Genomic DNA, 19,794 nt, shown 5'->3' with positions numbered 1-19,794 from the left:
GGGGTTCTCACCCCGCCGACGGGGTGCCCGGGGGGCGGGATCCGGCGAGGCGGAAGTCCAGTGCCGTGCACCGGCGGCCCGCCGACACGGTGCGCACCGCCTGCCCGATCGCCTTGCGGGAGCCGACGAGGACGACCAGCCGCTTGGCCCGGGTGATCGCCGTGTAGAGGAGGTTGCGCTGGAGCATCATCCAGGCCCCCGTGGTGACCGGGATGACGACCGCCGGGTACTCGCTGCCCTGGGAGCGGTGGATGGTCACGGCGTAGGCGTGCGCGAGCTCGTCCAGTTCGTCGAAGTCGTACGGCACCTCCTCGTCCTCGTCGGTCAGTACCGTCAGGCGCTGGTCGACCGGGTCGAGCGAGGTGACCACGCCCACGGTGCCGTTGAAGACCCCGTTCTCCCCCTTCTCGTAGTTGTTGCGGATCTGGGTGACCTTGTCGCCGACGCGGAAGACCCGGCCGCCGAACCGCTTCTCGGCGAGATCGGGCCGGCCCGGGGTGACGGCCTGCTGGAGCAGCCCGTTCAGGGTGCCCGCGCCGGCCGGGCCCCGGTGCATGGGGGCCAGCACCTGCACGTCCCGGCGCGGGTCCAGGCCGAACTTGGCCGGGATGCGCCGGGCCGCCACGTCCACGGTGAGCCGGCCGGCCTCCTCGGTGTCGTCCTCGACGAAGAGGAAGAAGTCCTTCATGCCGTCGGTGACGGGGTGCTGCCCGGAGTTGATCCGGTGCGCGTTGGTGACGACGCCGGACTGCTGGGCCTGCCGGAACACCCGGGTGAGGCGGACGGCGGGGACCGGGCCGCCGTCGGCGAGCAGGTCCCTGAGCACCTCGCCCGCGCCGACGCTGGGCAACTGGTCGACATCGCCGACGAAGAGCAGGTGGGCGCCCGGCGGCACGGCCTTGACCAGCTTGTTGGCGAGCAGCAGGTCCAGCATGGAGGCCTCGTCGACCACCACCAGGTCGGCGTCGAGCGGACGGTCGCGGTCGTAGGCGGCGTCGCCGCCGGGCTTCAGCTCCAGCAGGCGGTGGACGGTGGAGGCCTCCGCGCCGGTCAGTTCGGCCAGGCGCTTGGCGGCGCGGCCGGTCGGGGCGGCGAGGACGACCTTGGCCTTCTTGGCGCGGGCCAGTTCCACGATCGAGCGGACCGTGAAGGACTTGCCGCAGCCGGGGCCGCCGGTCAGCACCGCCACCTTCTCGGTGAGCGCGAGTTTCACGGCCGCCTCCTGCTCGGGGGCGAGCTCCGTGCCCGTACGGCCCTTCAGCCAGCCGAGCGCCTTGTCCCAGGTCACGTCCCGGAAGACGGGCATCCGGTCCTCGTCCGTGCGCAGCAGCCGCAGCAGCTGGGCGGCGAGGGCGACTTCCGCGCGGTGGAAGGGGACCAGGTAGACGGCGGTGACGGGGTCGCCGCCCTCCGGGTCGGGCACCTTCTCCCGTACGACTCCGGGGTCCTCCCCCTCCTCCGGCTCGGCGGCGAGTTCCGCCAGGCACTCGATGACCAGCCCGGTGTCGACCTGGAGCAGTTTCACCGCGTCGGCGATCAGCTTCTCCTCGGGGAGGTAGCAGTGGCCCTGGTCGGTGGCCTGCGACAGGGCGTACTGCAGGCCCGCCTTCACCCGGTCGGGGCTGTCGTGCGGGATGCCGACGGACTGGGCGATCCGGTCGGCGGTGAGGAAGCCGATGCCCCAGACGTCGGCGGCCAGCCGATAGGGCTGGTTCTTCACCACGGAGATCGACGCGTCCCCGTACTTCTTGTAGATCCTGACCGCGATCGACGTCGACACCTCGACGGTCTGGAGGAAGAGCATGACCTCCTTGATCGCCTTCTGCTCCTCCCAGGCGTCGGCGATCTTCTTGGTCCGCTTGGGGCCGAGCCCGGGGACCTCGATCAGCCGCTTCGGCTCCTCCTCGATGATCTGGAGGGTGTCCGTCCCGAAGTGCTGTGTGATCCGGTCGGCGAAGACCGGACCGATGCCCTTGACCAGGCCGGAGCCGAGGTAGCGGCGGATGCCCTGGACCGTGGCCGGCAGCACGGTCGTGTAGTTCTCGACGTGGAACTGCTTGCCGTACTGGGGATGCGACCCCCAGCGCCCCTCCATTCGCAGGGACTCCCCGACCTGGGCCCCGAGCAGCGCGCCCACCACGGTGAGCAGGTCACCGGCGCCCCGGCCGGTGTCGACGCGGGCGACCGTGTAGCCGTTCTCCTCGTTGGCGTACGTGATGCGTTCGAGGACGCCTTCGAGGACGGCGAGGCGGGGTTCGCCGGGGGCCGCGGACTGGTTGGACATGGTTCGACGGTACCGGCGGGGTGTGACAGCCCGCGCGGGTTACCGGTGCGTCTTGAGGGCTTGGAGGAAGAGGGTGAAGACGTCGGCGGGGAAGGTGAGGGTGGCTCCGAGGGGGTCCTTCGAGTCGCGTATGCCTATGCGGGTGGGGCTACGAGCGATCTCCACGCAGGAGTCGCCGTCGCCGGGACCTGAGTAGGACGACTTTCGCCAGTTCCCGGGGATGTCCATGAAGTGCTCACAGCTCCTTCGCCAGCCTGTGAATGAAGTCGCGCGACCGCTCGGGAGGGAGCGACACCGCCTCCACTTTATGAAAGAGCGTTCGAAACGCGGCAAGCTGGGCTTCCGAATCGATGAAGGTCGCACCGTGCGGCCCGTCCCGCACCACTGTGTCCAGTCGGGGCACGGCGCCTCCCGCATACGTCATGGCGCTCCCGGCGCCGGCGAAGCCCTCCACATCGAAGGGGATGACACGGACGGTGAGGTGCTCCGACTCGGAGAACTCCAGGAGGCGGGCCAGTTGGGCCCGTGAGGTGGCCCGGTCGTTCACCATGATGCGCAACGCAGCCTCGTGGACGACCGCCTCGTACGGCGTCGCCCTTTCGAGGACCGCCTTGCGTTGCATCCGGTGCCGGACCCGCACCTCGAGTTCCTCCTGCGGGAGTCCGGGGACGCGGTAGGCGAAGACCGCGCGGGCGTAGTCCTCCGTCTGGAGCGGACCGGGGATGTACAGGAACTGGACCTCACGCAGGAACGTGGCGTGGTGCTCCAGTTCGGCCAGGTCGAGGAACGGCGTGGGCAACCGTTCCCGGTACTCCTCCCACCATCCACGTCTCCGATCGGTCGCCATCGCCACCAGGGCGTCCACGAACGCCTCGTCCGTGCACACGTAGTGAGCCGCGAGGCGGCGCAGACGCTTCTCGCTCAGGCCGGCGAGGCCGGTCTCGATCTGGCTGATCTGCGGGGCGCTCACCCCGAGCAGTGCCGCCGCCTCGCGGGCGGTGAGGCCTGCCGCGTCACGGAGCCTGCGCACTTCGACCGCCAGGCGCACCTGACGTGCCGTCGGTTCACTCCTCAAGACCATCGCCCGTTTCTCCCAACGCACGCTTCGGCGTGACTCGTTCGAGGGGAAGAGTATGCGATCGACTTGCAGAACTTAAACCTTTATCCCTACCGTCGGTGGCGTGGCGCACACCGTGCGAAACACCGGGGCGCCGGAGCCCCACCGATTCAGCATGCGGCTGTTACGGCCGAGGCAGTGGTGCGGAGCGAGCGATGCGGAACCCCACATCGTCGATCCGGAAGGTCGGGTGGCTGCGCCGCCGCACCGACGCCCGGCAGCTCCAGTGCTCGTCGGCCCATCCGCCACCACGGAGCACCCGGTAGGTGCCATACACCTCGGCGTCGTAGACGTCCCAGCACCAGTCCCACACATTGCCCAGCATGTCGAACAGGCCCCATGCGTTCGGCTGCTTGCCGCCGACAGAATGGATCCGCCCGTCGGAGTTGCCTTGGTACCAGGCGACCTCGTCGAGCTGGCCGTACCGCGGGCCAGTAGTACCCGCACGACAGGCGTGCTCCCATTCAGCCTCGGTCGGCAGCCGGTACCCGTCCGCGGAGGTGTCCCATCCGGCCGTCTCGGCGTCGACGCACAGGTCATACGCGGGCGTCAGCCCCTCACGCCGGGACAAGGCGTTACAGAACTGGACCGCGTCCCACCACGAAACACCCTCGACCGGCAGCCGCTCGCCTTGCGCACTACTCGGCCGTCGGCCTGTGATTCGCGCGTACCAGGACTGCGTGACCGGGAACGCCGACATCTCAAACGGCGCGACCTCGACCGGCCAATCGCTCTGCGTCCGCCGGTCCGACAGCGTCACCCGTCCCGACGGGACGGCAACCATCTCGTTTCCTGCCCCCGCGTCCACAGCAGGCCAGCCTACCGGCGTCTTCCCACCGCTCCACCGATCTCGCTGAAGGGGACCGAGAGGCGGCGGAGCCGTCGCTCCCGCGTCGGCGCTTCCGTCCACGCAGCACACCGAGGGCCCGCCGCCCTCCGCGTGCTCTGGCTCCCGCCCGGCACGCTGCGGATCGGGGCGTGGGACGCGGACCCCGAACCCCCGGAGCCCCGGAGCCGCCGGAGCCGCCGGTGCCGTCCGGCGGGAGGGAGGAGATGGAGGACGAGCGGGGACTGGCGCTGGTGCGTGCTTGTGCCGACGTGTGGGGTTGGCAGCCGCTGGCCAGGCTGGCAGCCAGGGCAAGTACGTGTGGTGCGAGCCGGGTGCCGCTTAGGGCGTTGGAGGCGTGACCGTGGGGCCGCCCGCTTCTTGGTCGGTGTCGTGCTTCCGCGGGGGAGAAGCGAGCGAGCGGCCGGGAGGAGAGCGGGGGCCCGGGTATGTCTGCGGTCAACCGTCGGCTGCGTGAGTCGGCCGGGGTGTGCGGTGCGCGGTCGCGCCTCGCCCGCACGCCGGGCCGGCTCAGCGGCGAACGGCCGGTGGGCGGTGGCTGGTGGCTGCTGCCGGGTGGGGAGGGGCGGGGTCGGGGATTCGGGGGGGGGCGAAGGTCGAGGGGGGCGGGAAGACGGCCGCCCGGCCGTCGGGGAACGCGGCCGCCCGGTCCTGGAGGTACCGCCGGACCTGTCGCTTCGCCCTCGGCGCGTGCCCGTGGTGCGATGGAAGTGGGGGTGGAAAGGAGAGCGATCATGCCCGCAGTGAAGCGAACGGGTGTCGCCGCCCCGGTGTCGGTCCGCCCGCTGGTCGAGCCGGACCTGGACCGGGCCGACGGGATCTTCAGGATCGCCTTCGGGACCTTCCTCGGGGCCCCTGAGCCGGAGACGTTCTTCGGGACCGCCGACTATGTCCGCACCCGCTGGGCGGCAGACCCGCACGCGGCCTTCGCAGCGACCGTGGAGGGCGAGGTCGTCGGATCGAACTTCGCCGCCGACTGGGGCAGCGTCGGGTTCTTCGGCCCGCTGACCGTGCGTCCGGATCTGTGGGACCAGGGCATCGGCGGGCGCCTCATGGAACCGGTCATGGCCTGCTTCGACACCTGGGGGAACCGCCACCTCGGCCTGTTCACCTTCTCGCACAGTCCCAAGCATCTCGAGCTCTACCGCCGGTACGGTTTCTGGCCCCGATTCCTCACGGCCATCATGAAGAAACAGGTCGCCGCCGGTGCCGCAGTCCCCGGCCGGGTGCTGTACGGCGAACTGACCGCCGCCGAGCGGCCCGACGCCCTGAGCCTCGGTCGCGCACTGACGGGGGCCGTGCACGAGGGCCTGAGCCTGGAGCGCGAGATCACGGCCACACAGGCGCAGGGGCTCGGTGACACCATCCTCCTCGAGGGCGCCGACTCCGACCTCGACGGTCTGGCCGTCTGCCACTGCGGAGCGGGGTCGGAGGCCGGTGAGGACGTGTGCTTCGTCAAATTCGGCGCCGTACGTCCTGGTCCGGACGCCGCGGACCGGTTCGAACGTCTGCTGGATGCGTGCGAGCAGCTGGCCACCGAGAGGGGACTGGGGCAACTGGACGCCGGCATGAACCTGGCCCGCCAGGATGCCTACCGGCGCATGGCCGACCGCGGTTTCCGTACCTGGCTGCAAGGCGTGACCATGCACAAGCCCAACGAACCCGGCTACAGCCACCCGGACGCCTACGTGATCGACGACTGGCGCTGAGCCCACCGCCGTGCCCGCCCCCGCTCCGGTCACGATCGGATATCGGCCACCCGCACACCCCTTGCGCCCACCTCGTGTAATCGTTTCCAATCCCTCGTGTAATCGATTCCACGAGGAGGTGGAGCGGCGATGGCGAGCATCAAGGACGTCGCTGCCGAGGCGGAGCTGTCCGTCGCCACGGTGTCGCGCGTCCTGAACGACCATCCGTCGGTCAGCGAGGACGCCCGCAGACGCGTGCTGGCCGCAGTCGAGACGCTGGGCTACCGCCCGAACGCCGTCGCCCGGTCGCTGCGCACCGACCAGACCCGCACCCTCGGGCTGGTCATCAGCGACGTGATGAACCCGTACTTCACCGAACTGGCCCGCTCCGTCGAGGAGGAGGCCCGCGCGCTCGGCTACAGCGTGATCATCGGCAACGCCGACGAGCGGCCCGACCTTCAGGACCACCACGTCACCACCCTCCTGGACCGGCGTATCGACGGCCTGCTCGTCTCCCCCACCGACGGCGGTTCGCCGCACATGCTGGACGCCGCCCGCGCGGGAACGCCCATGGTGTTCGTCGACCGGTGGATCCCCGGCGTGGACGTGCCCGTCGTCAGGTCGGACGGGCGCGGCGCCGTACGGGACCTCGTGGCGCATCTGTACCGGCTCGGGCACCGGCGGCTCGCGATCATCGCCGGGCCTGCTGCCACCACCACCGGCCGTGAGCGCGTGGACGCCTTCCGGGAGGCGCTCGGCGCGTACGGACTGGCCCTCCCCGACGCCTACACAGGCCAGGGCGACTTCCAGGCCGACAGCGGGCGCCGGGTCACCGAGGGCTTCCTCGATCTGGCCGAGCCGCCCGAGGCCGTCTTCGCCGCCGACAACCTGATGGCGCTCGGTGCGCTGGACGCCATCCGCGCGCGCGGGCTGCGGGTGCCCGACGACATCGCGCTGGCCGCGTTCGACGACATCCCCTGGTTCGTGCACACCGATCCGCCGGTCACCGCGATCGCCCAGTCCACGGGCGCGCTGGGGCGGGCCGCCGTGCGCGCGCTGGTCGACCGTGTCGAGGGCCGGCCCGGCGAGTCCGTGACCCTTCCCGCCCGGCTCGTCGTGCGCCGTTCGTGCGGTGAGCCGGCACCCCCGCAGTCCCCCGTACAACAGTCCCCCGTACAAAGGAGTACGTCGTGAGCAACCCGGACGAGTTGCTGCGCGTCGAGGGCATCCGCAAGACCTTCCCCGGTGTGGTCGCGCTCGACAGCGTCGACTTCGACCTGCGCCGGGGCGAGGTGCACGTGCTCCTCGGTGAGAACGGCGCGGGCAAGAGCACGCTGATCAAGATGCTCTCCGGCGCCTACACGCCCGACACCGGCCGGATCGTGGTCGGCGGCGAGGAGGTGCGCGTCCACGGTGCGCAGGACTCCGAGCGGCTCGGGATCGCCACCATCTACCAGGAGTTCAACCTGGTCCCCGATCTGACGGTCGCCGAGAACATCTTCCTCGGGCGGCAGCCGCGCCGGTTCGGGATGATCGACCGGAAGAAGATGGACGCGGACGCCGAGGTGCTGCTCGAGCGCGTCGGCGTCAACGTCTCTCCCCGCGCCCGCGTGCGCGAACTCGGCATCGCGCGGTTGCAGATGGTCGAGATCGCCAAGGCGCTCAGCCTGGACGCGCGCGTGCTCGTCATGGACGAGCCGACCGCCGTGCTGACCTCCGAGGAGGTCGAGAAGCTGTTCGTCATCGTGCGGCGGCTGCGCGAGGACGGCGTCGGGATCGTGTTCATCACCCATCACCTGGAGGAGATCGCCGCCCTCGGCGACCGGGTCACCGTCATCCGGGACGGCCGCAGCGTCGGGCAGGTGCCCGCCTCCACCCCCGAGGACGAGCTCGTGCGGCTCATGGTCGGGCGGTCGATCGAGCAGCAGTATCCGCGCGAGCGTGCCGACGCCGGCGACGCGCTGCTCAAGGTGGAGGGGCTCACCCGGGACGGCGTCTTCCACGACGTGAGTTTCGAGGTGCGGGCCGGTGAGGTGGTCGGCATCGCGGGGCTCGTCGGGGCCGGGCGGACGGAGGTCGTCCGGGCGGTGTTCGGGGCCGATCCGTACGACGCCGGGGCCGTTCACGTCGACGGCGCGCGGCTGCGCCGCCACGACGTGAACGCCGCCATGGCGGCCGGTGTCGGGCTGGTGCCCGAGGACCGCAAGGGGCAGGGGCTGGTGCTCGACGCCTCCGTCGAGGAGAACCTTGGCCTGGTCACGCTCCGGTCCTCCTCCCGCGCGGGGCTCGTCGACCTCAAGGGGCAGCACGAGGCCGCGGAGCGGATCGCCGGGCAGCTCGGCGTGCGGATGGCCGGTCTCGGGCAGCACGTGCGCACGCTGTCCGGCGGGAACCAGCAGAAGGTCGTCATCGGCAAGTGGCTGCTGGCGAACACCAAGGTGCTGATCCTCGACGAGCCGACGCGCGGCATCGACGTCGGCGCCAAGGTCGAGATCTACCAGCTCATCAACGAACTGACGGCCGCCGGTGCCGCCGTGCTCATGATCTCCAGCGATCTGCCGGAGGTGCTCGGCATGAGCGACCGGGTGGTCGTCATGGCGCAGGGGCGCGTCGCGGGCGAGCTCAGCGCCGAACAGGCCACTCAGGACGCCGTGATGGCCCTCGCCGTCAGCACTCCCCAGAGCACTCCCCACAGCAACGGAACGGAGGCCTCCCGTGGCCACTGACACGCTCAAGGGCAAGCCGGGCGCGCAGGGCGGCGCCACGGCCGGCCTGCGCCGCCTGCTCCTCGACAACGGCGCGCTGACCGCGCTGATCGTCCTCGTGATCGCCATGTCGGCGCTGTCCGGGGACTTCCTGAGCGCCGACAACCTCCTCAACGTCGGCGTCCAGGCCGCCGTGACCGCGATCCTCGCCTTCGGCGTCACCTTCGTGATCGTCTCGGCGGGCATCGACCTGTCGGTCGGCTCGGTCGCCGCGCTGTCCGCCACCGTGCTGGCGTGGAGCGCGACCGAGGCCGGCGTCCCGGTCGTCCTGGCGGGCCTGCTGGCCGTCGCGACGGGCATCGCCTGCGGTCTGGTGAACGGTTTCCTCATCTCGTACGGGAAGCTGCCGCCGTTCATCGCGACGCTGGCGATGCTGTCGGTGGGGCGCGGTCTGTCGCTCGTCATCTCGCAGGGTTCGCCGATCGCGTTCCCCGACTCGGTCTCCCACCTGGGCGACACGCTGGGCGGCTGGCTGCCGGTGCCGGTGCTCGTGATGATCGTGATGGGGCTGCTCACCGCCTTCGTGCTCGGACGGACGTACATCGGCCGCTCCATGTACGCCATCGGCGGCAACGAGGAGGCCGCGCGGCTGTCGGGCCTGCGGGTGAAGCGGCAGAAGCTCGCCATCTACGCGTTCTCCGGTCTGTTCGCCGCCGCCGCGGGCATCGTGCTCGCCTCCCGGCTGTCCTCCGCGCAGCCGCAGGCCGCGCAGGGTTACGAGCTGGACGCGATCGCCGCCGTCGTCATCGGCGGCGCCTCGCTGGCGGGCGGCACCGGCAAGGCGTCGGGCACGCTGATCGGCGCGCTGATCCTGGCGGTGCTGCGCAACGGGCTCAACCTGCTGTCCGTGTCCGCGTTCTGGCAGCAGGTCGTCATCGGTGTGGTCATCGCGCTGGCGGTGCTGTTCGACACGCTGCGCCGCAAGGCGGGCGCGACCACGTCGGCGCCCGGGGCGTCCGGGAACGGCGGCAGGGGCAGGCAGGCACTCACGTACGTCATCGCCGCCGTCGTCGCCGTCGCGGTGGTCGGCGCGACCTCGCTGCTGCACAACGGGTCCTCGGCCGGAAGGACGCAGAGGATCGGCCTGTCGCTGTCGACGCTCAACAACCCGTTCTTCGTGCAGATCCGCGCCGGGGCCGAGGAGGAGGCGAGGAAGCTGGGCGTGGACCTGACGGTCACGGACGCGCAGAACGACGCCTCCCAGCAGGCCAACCAGCTGCAGAACTTCACCAGCGGCTCGCTCTCCGCGGTCGTCGTCAACCCGGTGGACTCCGACGCGTCCGGTCCCGCCGTGCGCGGCGCGAACAAGGCCGGCATCCCGGTCGTCGCCGTGGACCGCGGGGTCAACGAGGCGGACACGGCCGCGCTGGTCGCCTCCGACAACGTCGAGGGCGGCGCGCTGGGCGCCGAGGCGCTCGCCGAGAGGCTCGGCGGCAAGGGCACGATCGTCGTCCTGCAGGGGCAGGCCGGCACCTCCGCCAGCCGCGAGCGCGGCGCGGGCTTCACCGAGGGCCTGAAGGACTACCCGGGCATCAAGGTCGTCGCCAAGCAGCCCGCGGACTTCGACCGCACCAAGGGCCTGGACGTGATGACGAACCTGCTGCAGGCGCACCCCGACATCGACGGTGTCTTCGCGGAGAACGACGAGATGGCGCTCGGCGCGGTCAAGGCGCTCGGCTCCAGGGCCGGGAAGTCGGTCCAGGTCGTCGGCTTCGACGGCACGCCGGACGGGCTGAAGGCGGTCGAGGCCGGCACGTTGTACGCGTCCGTCGCGCAGCAGCCCTCGGAACTCGGCAGGATCGCGGTACGGAACGCGCTGCGGGCCGCCGAGGACGAGAAGGTGGAGAACATGGTGAAGGTGCCGGTGAAGGTGGTCACCAAGGAGAACGTGGCCGGCTTCGAGGGCTGACACCGGGCGCGAGGGCACAGAGGCATCGGGGCGGGCGGTCACGTCGACCGCCCGCCCCCCACACTCGGATCGGGGAGCGATTCATGTACGACTACGACCTCCTGGTCGTCGGATCGGCCAACGCCGACCTGGTGATCGGTGTGGAGCGCCGCCCGGGCGCCGGGGAGACCGTGCTCGGCTCGGACCTGGCCGTCCATCCGGGCGGCAAGGGCGCGAACCAGGCGGTCGCGGCCGCCCGGCTCGGGGCCCGTACGGCCCTGCTGGCCCGGGTCGGCGACGACTCACACGGCCGGCTGCTGCTGGACTCGCAGCGGGCGGCCGGTGTGGACACGGTGGGCGTGCTGGTGGGCGGGGCGCCCACCGGGGTCGCGCTGATCACGGTGGATCCGTCGGGCGACAACAGCATCGTCGTCTCGCCGGGCGCCAACGCCCGGCTGGCCCCGGCGGACGTACGGGCCGCCGGGAGCCTCTTCCACGCCTCCCGGGTGGTGTCCGCACAGCTGGAGATCCCGTTGGAGACGGTCGAGGAGGTGGTGCGGGTCCTGGTGCCAGGCAGCCGGTTCGTGCTCAATCCCTCCCCGCCGCGCCCGCTGCCGCCGGAGGTCCTGGCGGCCTGCGATCCGCTGATCGTCAACGAGCACGAGGCGAGGGTGATCCTCGGCGACACCGCCGGGGTGAGCGAGGAGCCCGAGGACTGGGCACGGCTGCTGCTGGCGGCGGGCCCGCGCTCGGTGGTGGTGACGCTGGGCGGCGAGGGCGCGCTGGTGGCCTCCCCGGAGGGGGTCGTCCGGGTGCCGTCCCCCGAGGTGCGCGCCGTGGACACCACCGGCGCGGGCGACGCGTTCACGGCCGCGCTGGCGTGGCGGCTGGGCGCGGGCGAGTCCCTCGCCGAGGCCGCGGCGTTCGCGGCCCGGGTGGGTGCGGCGACCGTCACCAAGGAGGGGGCGCAGGTGTCCTTCCCGACGGCGGCGGAGGTCACGGCGCTGTGAAGAAGCACGGGATCCTGAACCGGCACCTCGCCGGTGCCCTCGCCGAACTCGGGCACGGGGACGGGGTGCTGGTGTGCGACGCCGGGATGCCGATCCCGGACGGTCCGCGCGTGGTGGACCTGGCCTTCCGGGCCGGGGTGCCGTCCTTCGCCGAGGTGGTCGAGGGGCTGCTGGAGGAGCTGGTGGTCGAGGGCGCGACGGCGGCGGAGGAGGTACGGCACGCCAATCCGGCGGCGGCCGGGCTGCTGGCGGGCCGCTTCCCCGGCCTGGCACTGGTCCCGCACGAACGGCTGAAGGAGCTGAGCGCCGGCGCGCGGCTGGTCGTCCGCACCGGCGAGGCACGCCCGTACGCCAATGTGCTGCTGCGCTGCGGGGTGTTCTTCTGAGGCCGGCGGCCGTGGGAACCCCCGGGGGACTTTGAGGGGGCCCGGTCCGTCGACCGGGCCCCCTCGGTACCCCTCCCCTGTCAGAACCCCTCCCCCCCCCGGGTCCCCTCCACGGGTTCCGACTCCCAGTACGACCGGCGGGGCGGGGGAAGGGTTGCACGGCCGCCGCGATTTTTTTCCGCCCCGTCTCCCCACGGGGTCCCCGCGGGCAGGAAGCAACCGTCCGGCCACCGCCACGCGCACCGGCAGGGCCCGTGTCCCGTTCCCGCGGGCGGGGGCCGCGTGCCGTCGTCACGCCGCGTGCTCCGTGAACCGCGCCGCCGTCTCGGCGAGCAGCTCGCGGCCGTCCCGGGCCCACAGCGCGTCGTTGAACAGCTCGACCTCGATGGCGCCGGTGTACCCGGCCGCCTCCACGTACCCCTTCCACTCCCGCATGTCGATCGCGCCGTCGCCGATCTGGCCGCGGCCGTTGAGGACGCCCTCCGGCAGCGGGGTGATCCAGTCGGCGAGCTGGAAGGCGTGGATACGGCCCTGGGCGCCGGCGCGGGCGATCTGCGCGGGCGCGGTGTCGTCCCACCAGAGGTGGTACGTGTCGACGGTGACGCCGACCTGGTGGGCGGGGAAGCGTTCGGCGAGGTCGAGGGCCTGGGCGAGGGTGGAGACCACGCACCGGTCGGAGGCGAACATCGGGTGCAGCGGCTCGATGGCCAGCTTCACCCCGTGCTCCCCGGCGTAGGGGCTGAGTTCGGCGAGCGCCTCCGCGACGCGCTCCCGGGCGCCGCGCAGGTCCCTGGAGCCGGCCGGCAGACCTCCCGGGACCAGCACCAGCGTGCCGGTGCCCAGGGTGGCCGCCTCGTCGACGGCACGGCGGTTGTCGGCCAGGGCGGCGGCCCGCTCGCCGGCGCCGGTCGCGGTGAGGAAGCCGCCCCGGCACAGTGTGGTCACCGTCAGGCCCGCGTCGCGCACCAGCCCGGCGGCCGCCTCGACGCCGTACGCACGGACGGGCTCGCGCCACAGGCCCACGCCCGGCACGCCCAGGTCGCGGCAGGCGCCGACGAGTTCCGGCAGGGACAGCTGTCTGACCGTCATCTGGTTGATGCTGAAGCGCGCGAGGCCGGTCACGGAGTCACTCCGTACAGGTGCAGCAGGGTCCTCATCCGTTCCTCGGCGAGCTTCGGGTCGGGGAACAGGCCGAGGGTGTCGGCGAGTTCGTAGGCGCGGGCGAAGTGCGGCAGGGAGCGCGCCGACTGCAGGCCGCCGACCATCGTGAAGTGGCGCTGGTGGCCGGCCAGCCAGGCCAGGAAGACCACGCCCGTCTTGTAGAAGCGGGTGGGGGCCCGGAAGAGGTGCCGGGAGAGTTCCACGGTGGGGTCGAGGAGGGCACGGAAGCCCTCCGTGTTCCCGGTGTCGAGCACCCGGACCGCCTCGGCGGCCAGCGGGCCGAGCGGGTCGAAGACACCGAGCAGGGCGTGGCTGAAGCCCTGCTCGTCCCCGGCGATCAGCTCGGGGTAGTGGAAGTCGTCGCCGGTGTAGCAGCGCACGCCCCGCGGGAGGCGGCGGCGCAGGCCGATCTCGCGCCGGGCGTCCAGGAGGGAGACCTTGACGCCGTCGGCCTTGTCGGGGTGGGCGGCGATCACCTCGAGGAAGGTGCCGGTGGCCGCGTCGAGGTCGGTCGAGCCCCAGTAGCCCTCCAGGGCCGGGTCGAACATCGGGCCGAGCCAGTGCAGGATCACCGGCTCGGCGGCCTGGCGCAGGAGGTGGCCGTAGACCTCCAGGTAGTCCTCGGGGCCGCGGGCGGTGGCGGCGAGCGCGCGGGACGCCATCACGACGGCCTGCGCGCCGCACTCCTCGACGAGCGCGAGCTGTTCCTCGTAGGCCGCGCGGACCTCGGCGAGGGTGCCGCCGGTGATCTGGTCGGTGCCGACGCCGCAGGCGATGCGGCCGCCGGACGCCTTCGCCTCGGCGGCGGAGCGGCGGATCAGCTCGGCCGCGCCCGCCCAGTCCAGGCCCATGCCGCGCTGGGCGGTGTCCATGGCCTCGGCGACGCCCAGCCCGTGCGACCACAGGTGGCGGCGGAAGGCGAGGGTGGCGTCCCAGTCGACGGCGGCCGGCGAGTCGGGGGTGGTGTCGGCGTACGGGTCGGCGACGACGTGCGCGGCCGAGAAGACCGTGCGGGAGGTGAAGGGGGGTCCGGGGGTGGCGGCGAGGGGCTCGGTGCGGGGCTCGTAGGCCCGCAGCGTGCCGTTCGCGCCGGGCAGGTGGAGGGTCACGGCGCGATCTCCGGTACGTCGAGGCGGCGGCCCTCGGCCGAGGACCTCAGGCCCAGTTCGGCGAGCTGGACGCCGCGGGCGCCGGCCAGCAGGTCCCAGTGGTAGGGGGCGTCGGCGTAGACGTGCCGCAGGAACAGCTCCCACTGGGCCTTGAAGCCGTTGTCGAACTCGCCGTTGTCGGGGACCTCCTGCCACTGGTCGCGGAAGACCTCGGTGGCGGGGACGTCCGGGTTCCAGACCGGCTTGGGGGTGGCGGAGCGGTGCTGGACGCGGCAGTCGCGCAGGCCCGCGACGGCCGACCCCTCGGTGCCGTCGACCTGGAACTCGACCAGCTCGTCGCGGTGGACGCGCACGGCCCAGGAGGAGTTGATCTGGGCGATCGCGCCGCCGTCCAGTTCGAAGACGCCGTAGGCGGCGTCGTCGGCGGTGGCGTCGTAGGGCTTGCCGTTCTCGTCCCAGCGCTGCGGGATGTGGGTGGCGGTGAGGGCCTGCACGGACCTCACCCGTCCGAACAGCTCGTGCAGCACGTACTCCCAGTGCGGGAACATGTCGACGACGATGCCGCCGCCGTCCTCGGCACGGTAGTTCCAGGAGGGGCGCTGGGCGTCCTGCCAGTCGCCCTCGAACACCCAGTAGCCGAACTCGCCGCGCACGGAAAGGATCCGGCCGAAGAAGCCGCCGTCGACGAGCCGCTTCAGCTTGAGCAGGCCGGGCAGGAACAGCTTGTCCTGGACGACGCCGTGCCGGACGCCGGCCGCGTTCGCCAGGCGGGCCAGCTCCAGGGCGCCGTCGAGGCCGGTGGCGGTCGGCTTCTCGGTGTAGACGTGCTTGCCCGCCGCGATCGCCTTCCTGACGGCCTCCTCGCGGGCCGAGGTCACCTGGGCGTCGAAGTAGACGTCGACGCCCCCGTCGGCGAGGACGGCGTCCAGGTCGGTCGAGACGTGTTCCAGGCCGTGCTTGTCGGCGAGCGCCCTCAGCGCGTGCTCCCGGCGGCCGACCAGGACCGGCTCCGGCCACAGCACGGTGCCGTCACCGAGGTCGAGGCCGCCCTGCTCGCGCAGGGCCAGGATGGAGCGGACGAGGTGCTGGCGGTAGCCCATGCGCCCGGTCACACCGTTCATGGCGATACGCACCGTCTTGCGTGTCACGTCATTCCCTTCGTACGCGGTCCGCGCGCCGCCTACGCCCCACCCGTCACGCGGAGGTCGCCGCCGTGCGACGGGTGACTGGTGAACGTCACAGCAAGCGCTTTCTATTTAGGGAGAAGCTAGCCTCTGGACGGCACTTCGGACAAGGGCGTCGCGCGGCCCGGGTTGTTCGAGGGGGCGAACGGACGGGCGTGGGGCCATAGGGTCTGGGCGACGGCGACACGGCGCGAGGCGGAGGACGAGACATGACGGTGACCCTGGCGGACGTGGCGGCTCGCGCGCAGGTCTCCCCCGCGACGGTGTCGCGCGTGCTCAACGGCAACTATCCCGTGGCCGCGACCACCCGCGAGCGGGTGCTGAAGGCCGTGGACGAACTGGACTACGTCCTCAACGGCCCCGCGAGCGCCCTGGCCGCCGCCACCTCCGACCTGGTGGGGATCCTGGTGAACGACATCGCCGACCCGTTCTTCGGGATCATGGCGAGCGCGATCCAGGCCGAGATCGGGGGGCCGGGCGGGCGCGCGGGCGGGGAGAGGCTCGCGGTGGTGTGCAACACGGGCGGCTCGCCCGAGCGAGAACTGACCTACCTCACGCTGCTCCAGCGGCAGCGGGCGGCGGCGGTGGTGCTGACCGGCGGCGCCGTCGAGGACCTGCCGCACAAGACGGCCATGGACGCCAAGCTGCGCAAACTGGCCGACGCCGGGACCCGGGTGGTGCTGTGCGGCCGGCCGCCGGCGCCGGGGACCGGGGCTTTCGCGCTGACCTTCGACAACCGCGGCGGCGGCCGGGAACTCACCGAGCACCTGATCGGCCTCGGGCACCGCCGGCTCGGCTACATCGCGGGCCCGCGGGAGCGCACCACGACACGGCACCGCCTCGAGGGCCACCGGGCCGCGCTGGCCGCGCACGGCATCGAGGAGGACCCCCGCTGGACCGTCCACGGCCGCTACGACCGCCGGTCCGGCTACGAGGCCACACTCGAACTGCTGCGCAGGGACCCGTCGTTGACGGGCGTCGTCGCCGCGAACGACTCCGTCGCGCTGGGCGCGTGCGCGGCGCTGCGGGACTCGGGGCTGCGGATCCCGGACGACGTGTCGGTGGCCGGCTTCGACGACCTGCCGTTCAGCATCGACGTGGTGCCCGCGCTGACGACGGTGCGGCTGCCGCTGGCGGAGGCGGGGGCGCGGGCGGGGCGTGTCGCGATGGGGCGTGAGGAGCCGCCGTCGGGCGGGATCGCGGCGGTGCGCGGGGAGTTGATGGTGCGGGGGTCCAGCGGAGCGCCGCGGGTGTAGGGCGGACCCGGTCCCCACGGCCGCCGCCACGACGGGCGCCCGGGCCGGCGTCTGCCGTCCGGCCGCCCCGGAGGCCCGGCCCGCGTACGGACGCGGCCGGCCCGCGGGGCCGGATCCGCACCGGACGCCGGGTCTCCGAGCCGGGTCCCGGACGGGTCCGGTGGGTCGGGACTGGCGCCTGAGTCTTGAACCGGGCGTTGCCGGGTACTCTCCGAAAGCATGAAGCTGGCGTTCTCCACCCTCGGCGTCCCCGGCCTGCCCCTCACCGATGTGCTCGCCCTCGCGACGGCGCACGGCTACCACGGCGTCGAACTGCGCACCCATCCCGAGGAACCCGTCCACCCGGGCCTCACCCCCGCCGAACGCGCCGACACCGCCGCCGCGTTCAAGGCGGCGGGCGTCGAACCTCTCGGCCTCGCCGGGTACGTCCCGGTCGCCGCCCCCGGCGAGGACGCCCCGGTGATCGAAGAGATCCGTGCCCTGCTCGACCTGGCCCGGGACCTCGGCGCCCCGTTCGTGCGGGTCTTCCCCGGCGGCGGTGGCGGACAGAGCCCCGAGGAGGCGGACGCGACGGCCGCCCGCCGGCTGGGCACGGCCGCCGAGTACGCGGCCGACCTGGACGTGCGCATCCTGCTGGAGACCCACGACTCGCACGGCACCGGCGCCGACGCGATGCGGATCCTCGGCCTGGTCGGCCACCGTCAGGTGGGCGCGCTGTGGGACGTGATGCACACCTGGCTCGGGGGCGAGCAGCCCGTGGAGAGCTTCGCCGCGCTCTCCCCCCATCTCGGCTACGTCCAGGTCAAGGACATCGCCTCCGCCGACGACAGGACCCCGCTCCCGCTCGGTGCGGGAGTGCTGCCGCTGACCGACTGCGTGGAGGTGCTCTCCCGCCACAGCTGGGACGGCTGGCTCTGCTGGGAGTACGAGAAGCGCTGGTACGCCGACGCCGCCCCGCTCCCCGGGCTCCTCACCCCCGGCCGCGAGCACCTGGCCCGGCTGCTCAACGAGGCGGCCTGACCCCCTGCGGGGGTGCCCGTACGAGGGCCCGGGTCGCCGGTGTCCTGGGCGGGTGCGGGTACGTCGTGGTGGTTCGCGCGGTTCCCCGCGCCCCTAGAGGGGTGGCCGTCTCTCCGCTCCCTGGGGCGTCGGCGGCTGTTCCAGGCGGTTCGGGACCGCCGGCTCCGGCGCCGGGCGCCGGGGTGTCACCGAGGCCAGGGCCACCCCGCCGATCAGCAGGGCCGCCGCGCACCAGCGCAGCGGGGTCACCGACTCGCCCAGGAACAGTGCGGCCGACGACATCCCGAAGACCGGGACGAGCAGGGAGAACGGCGCGACCGTGGAGGCGGGGTGACGGCGCAGCAGCCAGCCCCAGGCGCCGAACCCGAACACCGTGGCGACCCAGGCGACGAACAGCACCGTGCCCGCGCCCTGCCGGTCGAGGCCGCGCAGGGCGTCGAGGTCCCGGGAGGGGCCTTCCAGCAGGAGTGACAGGGCCAGCAGCGGCAGCACCGGCACCGTGCTCACCCAGATCATGAAGTTCAGGGCGTCCGGGGGCGCGGCCCTGCGGGTGAGGATGTTGGAGACGCCCCAGCAGGCCGCCGCCGCGACGACCAGGCCGAAGCCGGCCGACGGACCCGAGGTGCCCTCGTCGGCCGCGGCCACGCCGATCCCGGCCAGCGCCACCGCCATGCCCACCAGACGGATCCGGGAGGGGCGTTCGCCGAGCAGCGCGAAGGCGAACAGGGCGGTGAACACCGCCTGGATCTGGAGCACCAGGGAGGACAGCCCGCCGGGCATCCCCGCGTCCATGCCGGCGAACAGCAGCCCGAACTTGGCCACCCCGAGCGCCAGCCCCACCCCCACGATCCACTTCCACGCCACCGTGGGGCGCCCCACGAGGAACACCGCGGGCAGCGCCGCCACGAGGAAGCGCAGGGCGGAGAAGAGCAGCGGCGGGAAGTGGCCGAGCCCGATCTCGATGACGGTGAAGTTCACCCCCCACACGGCGGCGACGAGAACGGCGAGGAGAAGGTGGGCAGGTCGCATACGTCGAGGATCACCGCCCGGAACCCTTCAGCACCAGCGATGATCGCTGCATGGTTGGATGAAGCATCGCTAATCCGTCCCGGGAGCCGTCATGCTCGACCTCCAGCGGCTGCGCGCCCTGCACGCCGTGTCCGTCCACGGCACCGTCGGCGCCGCCGCCGTGGCGCTCGGGTACACCTCCTCCGCCGTCTCCCAGCAGATCGCCAAGCTGGAGCGGGAGACCCGGACCGTGCTGCTGGAGCGGGAGGGCCGGGGCGTGCGGCTGACCGACGAGGCGCACCAGCTGGTGCGCGCCGCCCAGGAGCTGATCGCCATCGTGGAGCGGGCGGAGACCGAGCTGGAGGAGCGGCGCGGGGTGCCGGCCGGGCGGCTGACCGTCGCCGCGTTCGCGTCGGCGGCGCGCGGCCTCATGCCGCCGGTGCTGGCCGACCTGGCCCGCCGGCACCCCGCGCTCGACACCCGGCTCACCGAGATCGACCCCCATCTCTCCGTGGACCTGGTGGCCAAGGGCGCGGTCGATCTCGTGATCGCCCACGACTGGGACATCGCGCCGCTGCCGGCCCCGGCGGGCGTGGAGCAGGCGGTCATCGGCGACGACCTGTGCGATCTGCTGGTGCCGCGGGGCCATCCGTTCGCGGGGCGTACGGCGGTGCGGCGGGAGGAACTGGGCGGTGAGCGGTGGATCTGCCAGCCGCCGGGCCGGGTCTGCCACGAGTGGCTGGTGCGCACCCTGCGCGCGGCCGGGTGCGAGCCGGAGATCGTCCACCAGGCCGACGAGAACCCGACCCTGGTCGCCCTGGTCGCGGCCGGGCTCGGCATCGCGCTGATCCCCCGGCTGGGGCGCGGCCCGCTGCCCGAGGGCGTGGTGGAGGTACCGCTCGACCCCCTGCCCGTACGGCGGCTGTACGCGCTGTGGCGGACCGGGGCGGCCCGCCGGCCGGCGATCGCGGAGACGGTCCGCACACTGTGCGGGCACTGGCCCGCGGTGTCGGCGCACGCGCCCCGCTGACCCCGTCCGGCCCGCCCGCCCCGACTTCCGGGAATCCGGTC

The 19,794-nt window shown here is 72.8% G+C and carries 17 protein-coding genes and 1 pseudogene; 10 read left to right on the top strand and 8 right to left on the bottom strand.

The features are described 5' to 3' along the window. Window positions 1-7: 7 nt before the first annotated feature. The 4 genes from ACF07S_RS04770 to ACF07S_RS04755 all read right to left on the bottom strand — a co-directional run bounded on the left by ACF07S_RS04770 (window position 8) and on the right by ACF07S_RS04755 (window position 4,185). Window positions 8-2,284: an ATP-dependent RecD-like DNA helicase gene (locus ACF07S_RS04770; RefSeq protein WP_391973437.1), complete on the bottom strand. Its 2,277-nt coding sequence runs from the start codon at window positions 2,282-2,284 to the stop codon at window positions 8-10. Between the two features lie 39 nt (window positions 2,285-2,323). Next, on the bottom strand, window positions 2,324-2,512 hold the full coding sequence (locus ACF07S_RS04765) for a DUF397 domain-containing protein (RefSeq protein WP_391973436.1): 189 nt from the start codon (window positions 2,510-2,512) through the stop codon (window positions 2,324-2,326). 7 nt (window positions 2,513-2,519) lie between these two features. Then, window positions 2,520-3,365: a helix-turn-helix domain-containing protein gene (locus ACF07S_RS04760; protein ID WP_391973435.1), complete on the bottom strand. Its 846-nt coding sequence runs from the start codon at window positions 3,363-3,365 to the stop codon at window positions 2,520-2,522. 160 nt (window positions 3,366-3,525) lie between these two features. Continuing rightward, a complete protein-coding gene (locus ACF07S_RS04755) occupies window positions 3,526-4,185 on the bottom strand; it encodes a formylglycine-generating enzyme family protein (RefSeq protein ID WP_391973434.1) in 660 nt (219 codons plus the stop codon). A 135-nt stretch (window positions 4,186-4,320) separates the two neighbouring features. On the opposite strand from ACF07S_RS04755, the pseudogene ACF07S_RS04750 reads away from it, so the two are divergent. The 7 genes and pseudogenes from ACF07S_RS04750 to rbsD form a co-directional block, all read left to right on the top strand. After that, a pseudogene (locus tag ACF07S_RS04750) lies at window positions 4,321-4,573 on the top strand (ATP-binding protein); the annotation flags it as partial. 409 nt (window positions 4,574-4,982) lie between these two features. Then, window positions 4,983-5,957, top strand: a complete 975-nt coding sequence (locus tag ACF07S_RS04745) for a GNAT family N-acetyltransferase (protein WP_391973433.1) — start codon at window positions 4,983-4,985, stop codon at window positions 5,955-5,957. Window positions 5,958-6,086: 129 nt separating this feature from the next. Beyond that, window positions 6,087-7,130 carry a LacI family DNA-binding transcriptional regulator gene (locus tag ACF07S_RS04740; RefSeq protein ID WP_391973432.1) on the top strand — a complete coding sequence of 348 codons (1,044 nt, stop codon included), beginning with the start codon at window positions 6,087-6,089 and terminating at the stop codon, window positions 7,128-7,130. Then, the gene (locus ACF07S_RS04735; RefSeq protein WP_391973431.1) at window positions 7,127-8,662 is read left to right on the top strand and encodes a sugar ABC transporter ATP-binding protein; all 1,536 of its coding nucleotides are present in this window, start codon (window positions 7,127-7,129) and stop codon (window positions 8,660-8,662) included. Before ACF07S_RS04740 ends, ACF07S_RS04735 begins: the two co-directional genes overlap by 4 nt. Further along, window positions 8,652-10,610, top strand: a complete 1,959-nt coding sequence (locus ACF07S_RS04730) for a substrate-binding domain-containing protein (RefSeq protein WP_391973430.1) — start codon at window positions 8,652-8,654, stop codon at window positions 10,608-10,610. The genes ACF07S_RS04735 and ACF07S_RS04730 overlap by 11 nt, the downstream gene beginning before the upstream one ends. A gap of 83 nt (window positions 10,611-10,693) precedes the next feature. Next, the gene (locus ACF07S_RS04725) at window positions 10,694-11,599 is read left to right on the top strand and encodes a ribokinase (RefSeq protein WP_391962277.1); all 906 of its coding nucleotides are present in this window, start codon (window positions 10,694-10,696) and stop codon (window positions 11,597-11,599) included. After that, window positions 11,596-11,985, top strand: a complete 390-nt coding sequence (rbsD, locus tag ACF07S_RS04720; RefSeq protein ID WP_391962278.1) for a D-ribose pyranase — start codon at window positions 11,596-11,598, stop codon at window positions 11,983-11,985. The genes ACF07S_RS04725 and rbsD overlap by 4 nt, the downstream gene beginning before the upstream one ends. A 291-nt stretch (window positions 11,986-12,276) precedes the next feature. Here the strand turns inward: rbsD and ACF07S_RS04715 are convergent, their stop codons facing one another. From ACF07S_RS04715 to ACF07S_RS04705, 3 genes are read right to left on the bottom strand one after another with little or no spacing between them, the layout of a single operon-like run. Then, a complete protein-coding gene (locus tag ACF07S_RS04715; protein ID WP_391973429.1) occupies window positions 12,277-13,107 on the bottom strand; it encodes a sugar phosphate isomerase/epimerase family protein in 831 nt (276 codons plus the stop codon). Continuing rightward, entirely contained in the window at window positions 13,104-14,255 is a 1,152-nt protein-coding gene (locus tag ACF07S_RS04710; protein WP_391962280.1) for a dihydrodipicolinate synthase family protein, read from the bottom strand. The genes ACF07S_RS04715 and ACF07S_RS04710 overlap by 4 nt, the downstream gene beginning before the upstream one ends. After that, window positions 14,252-15,403: a Gfo/Idh/MocA family protein gene (locus ACF07S_RS04705; protein WP_391962281.1), complete on the bottom strand. Its 1,152-nt coding sequence runs from the start codon at window positions 15,401-15,403 to the stop codon at window positions 14,252-14,254. The genes ACF07S_RS04710 and ACF07S_RS04705 overlap by 4 nt, the downstream gene beginning before the upstream one ends. 245 nt (window positions 15,404-15,648) lie before the next feature. On the opposite strand from ACF07S_RS04705, the gene ACF07S_RS04700 reads away from it, so the two are divergent. Together ACF07S_RS04700 and ACF07S_RS04695 are read left to right on the top strand one after the other, a co-directional pair. Beyond that, on the top strand, window positions 15,649-16,695 hold the full coding sequence (locus tag ACF07S_RS04700; protein ID WP_391962282.1) for a LacI family DNA-binding transcriptional regulator: 1,047 nt from the start codon (window positions 15,649-15,651) through the stop codon (window positions 16,693-16,695). A gap of 219 nt (window positions 16,696-16,914) precedes the next feature. Continuing rightward, window positions 16,915-17,715, top strand: a complete 801-nt coding sequence (locus ACF07S_RS04695; RefSeq protein ID WP_391973428.1) for a sugar phosphate isomerase/epimerase family protein — start codon at window positions 16,915-16,917, stop codon at window positions 17,713-17,715. Window positions 17,716-17,808: 93 nt separating this feature from the next. Here the strand turns inward: ACF07S_RS04695 and ACF07S_RS04690 are convergent, their stop codons facing one another. Further along, window positions 17,809-18,744: an EamA family transporter gene (locus ACF07S_RS04690; RefSeq protein WP_391962284.1), complete on the bottom strand. Its 936-nt coding sequence runs from the start codon at window positions 18,742-18,744 to the stop codon at window positions 17,809-17,811. A gap of 91 nt (window positions 18,745-18,835) precedes the next feature. Here ACF07S_RS04690 and ACF07S_RS04685 point away from each other — a divergent pair, with 91 nt between their 5' ends. Then, window positions 18,836-19,753, top strand: coding sequence for a LysR family transcriptional regulator (locus tag ACF07S_RS04685; RefSeq protein WP_391962285.1), 918 nt, complete (start codon window positions 18,836-18,838; stop codon window positions 19,751-19,753). Window positions 19,754-19,794: the final 41 nt, after the last annotated feature.

Source organism: Streptomyces sp. NPDC016640 (genome assembly GCF_043076215.1).
Lineage (GTDB): Bacteria > Actinomycetota > Actinomycetes > Streptomycetales > Streptomycetaceae > Streptomyces.
The sequence above is the reverse complement of the archived record's forward strand: the minus strand, read 5'-3'. Positions and strand labels throughout refer to the sequence as shown.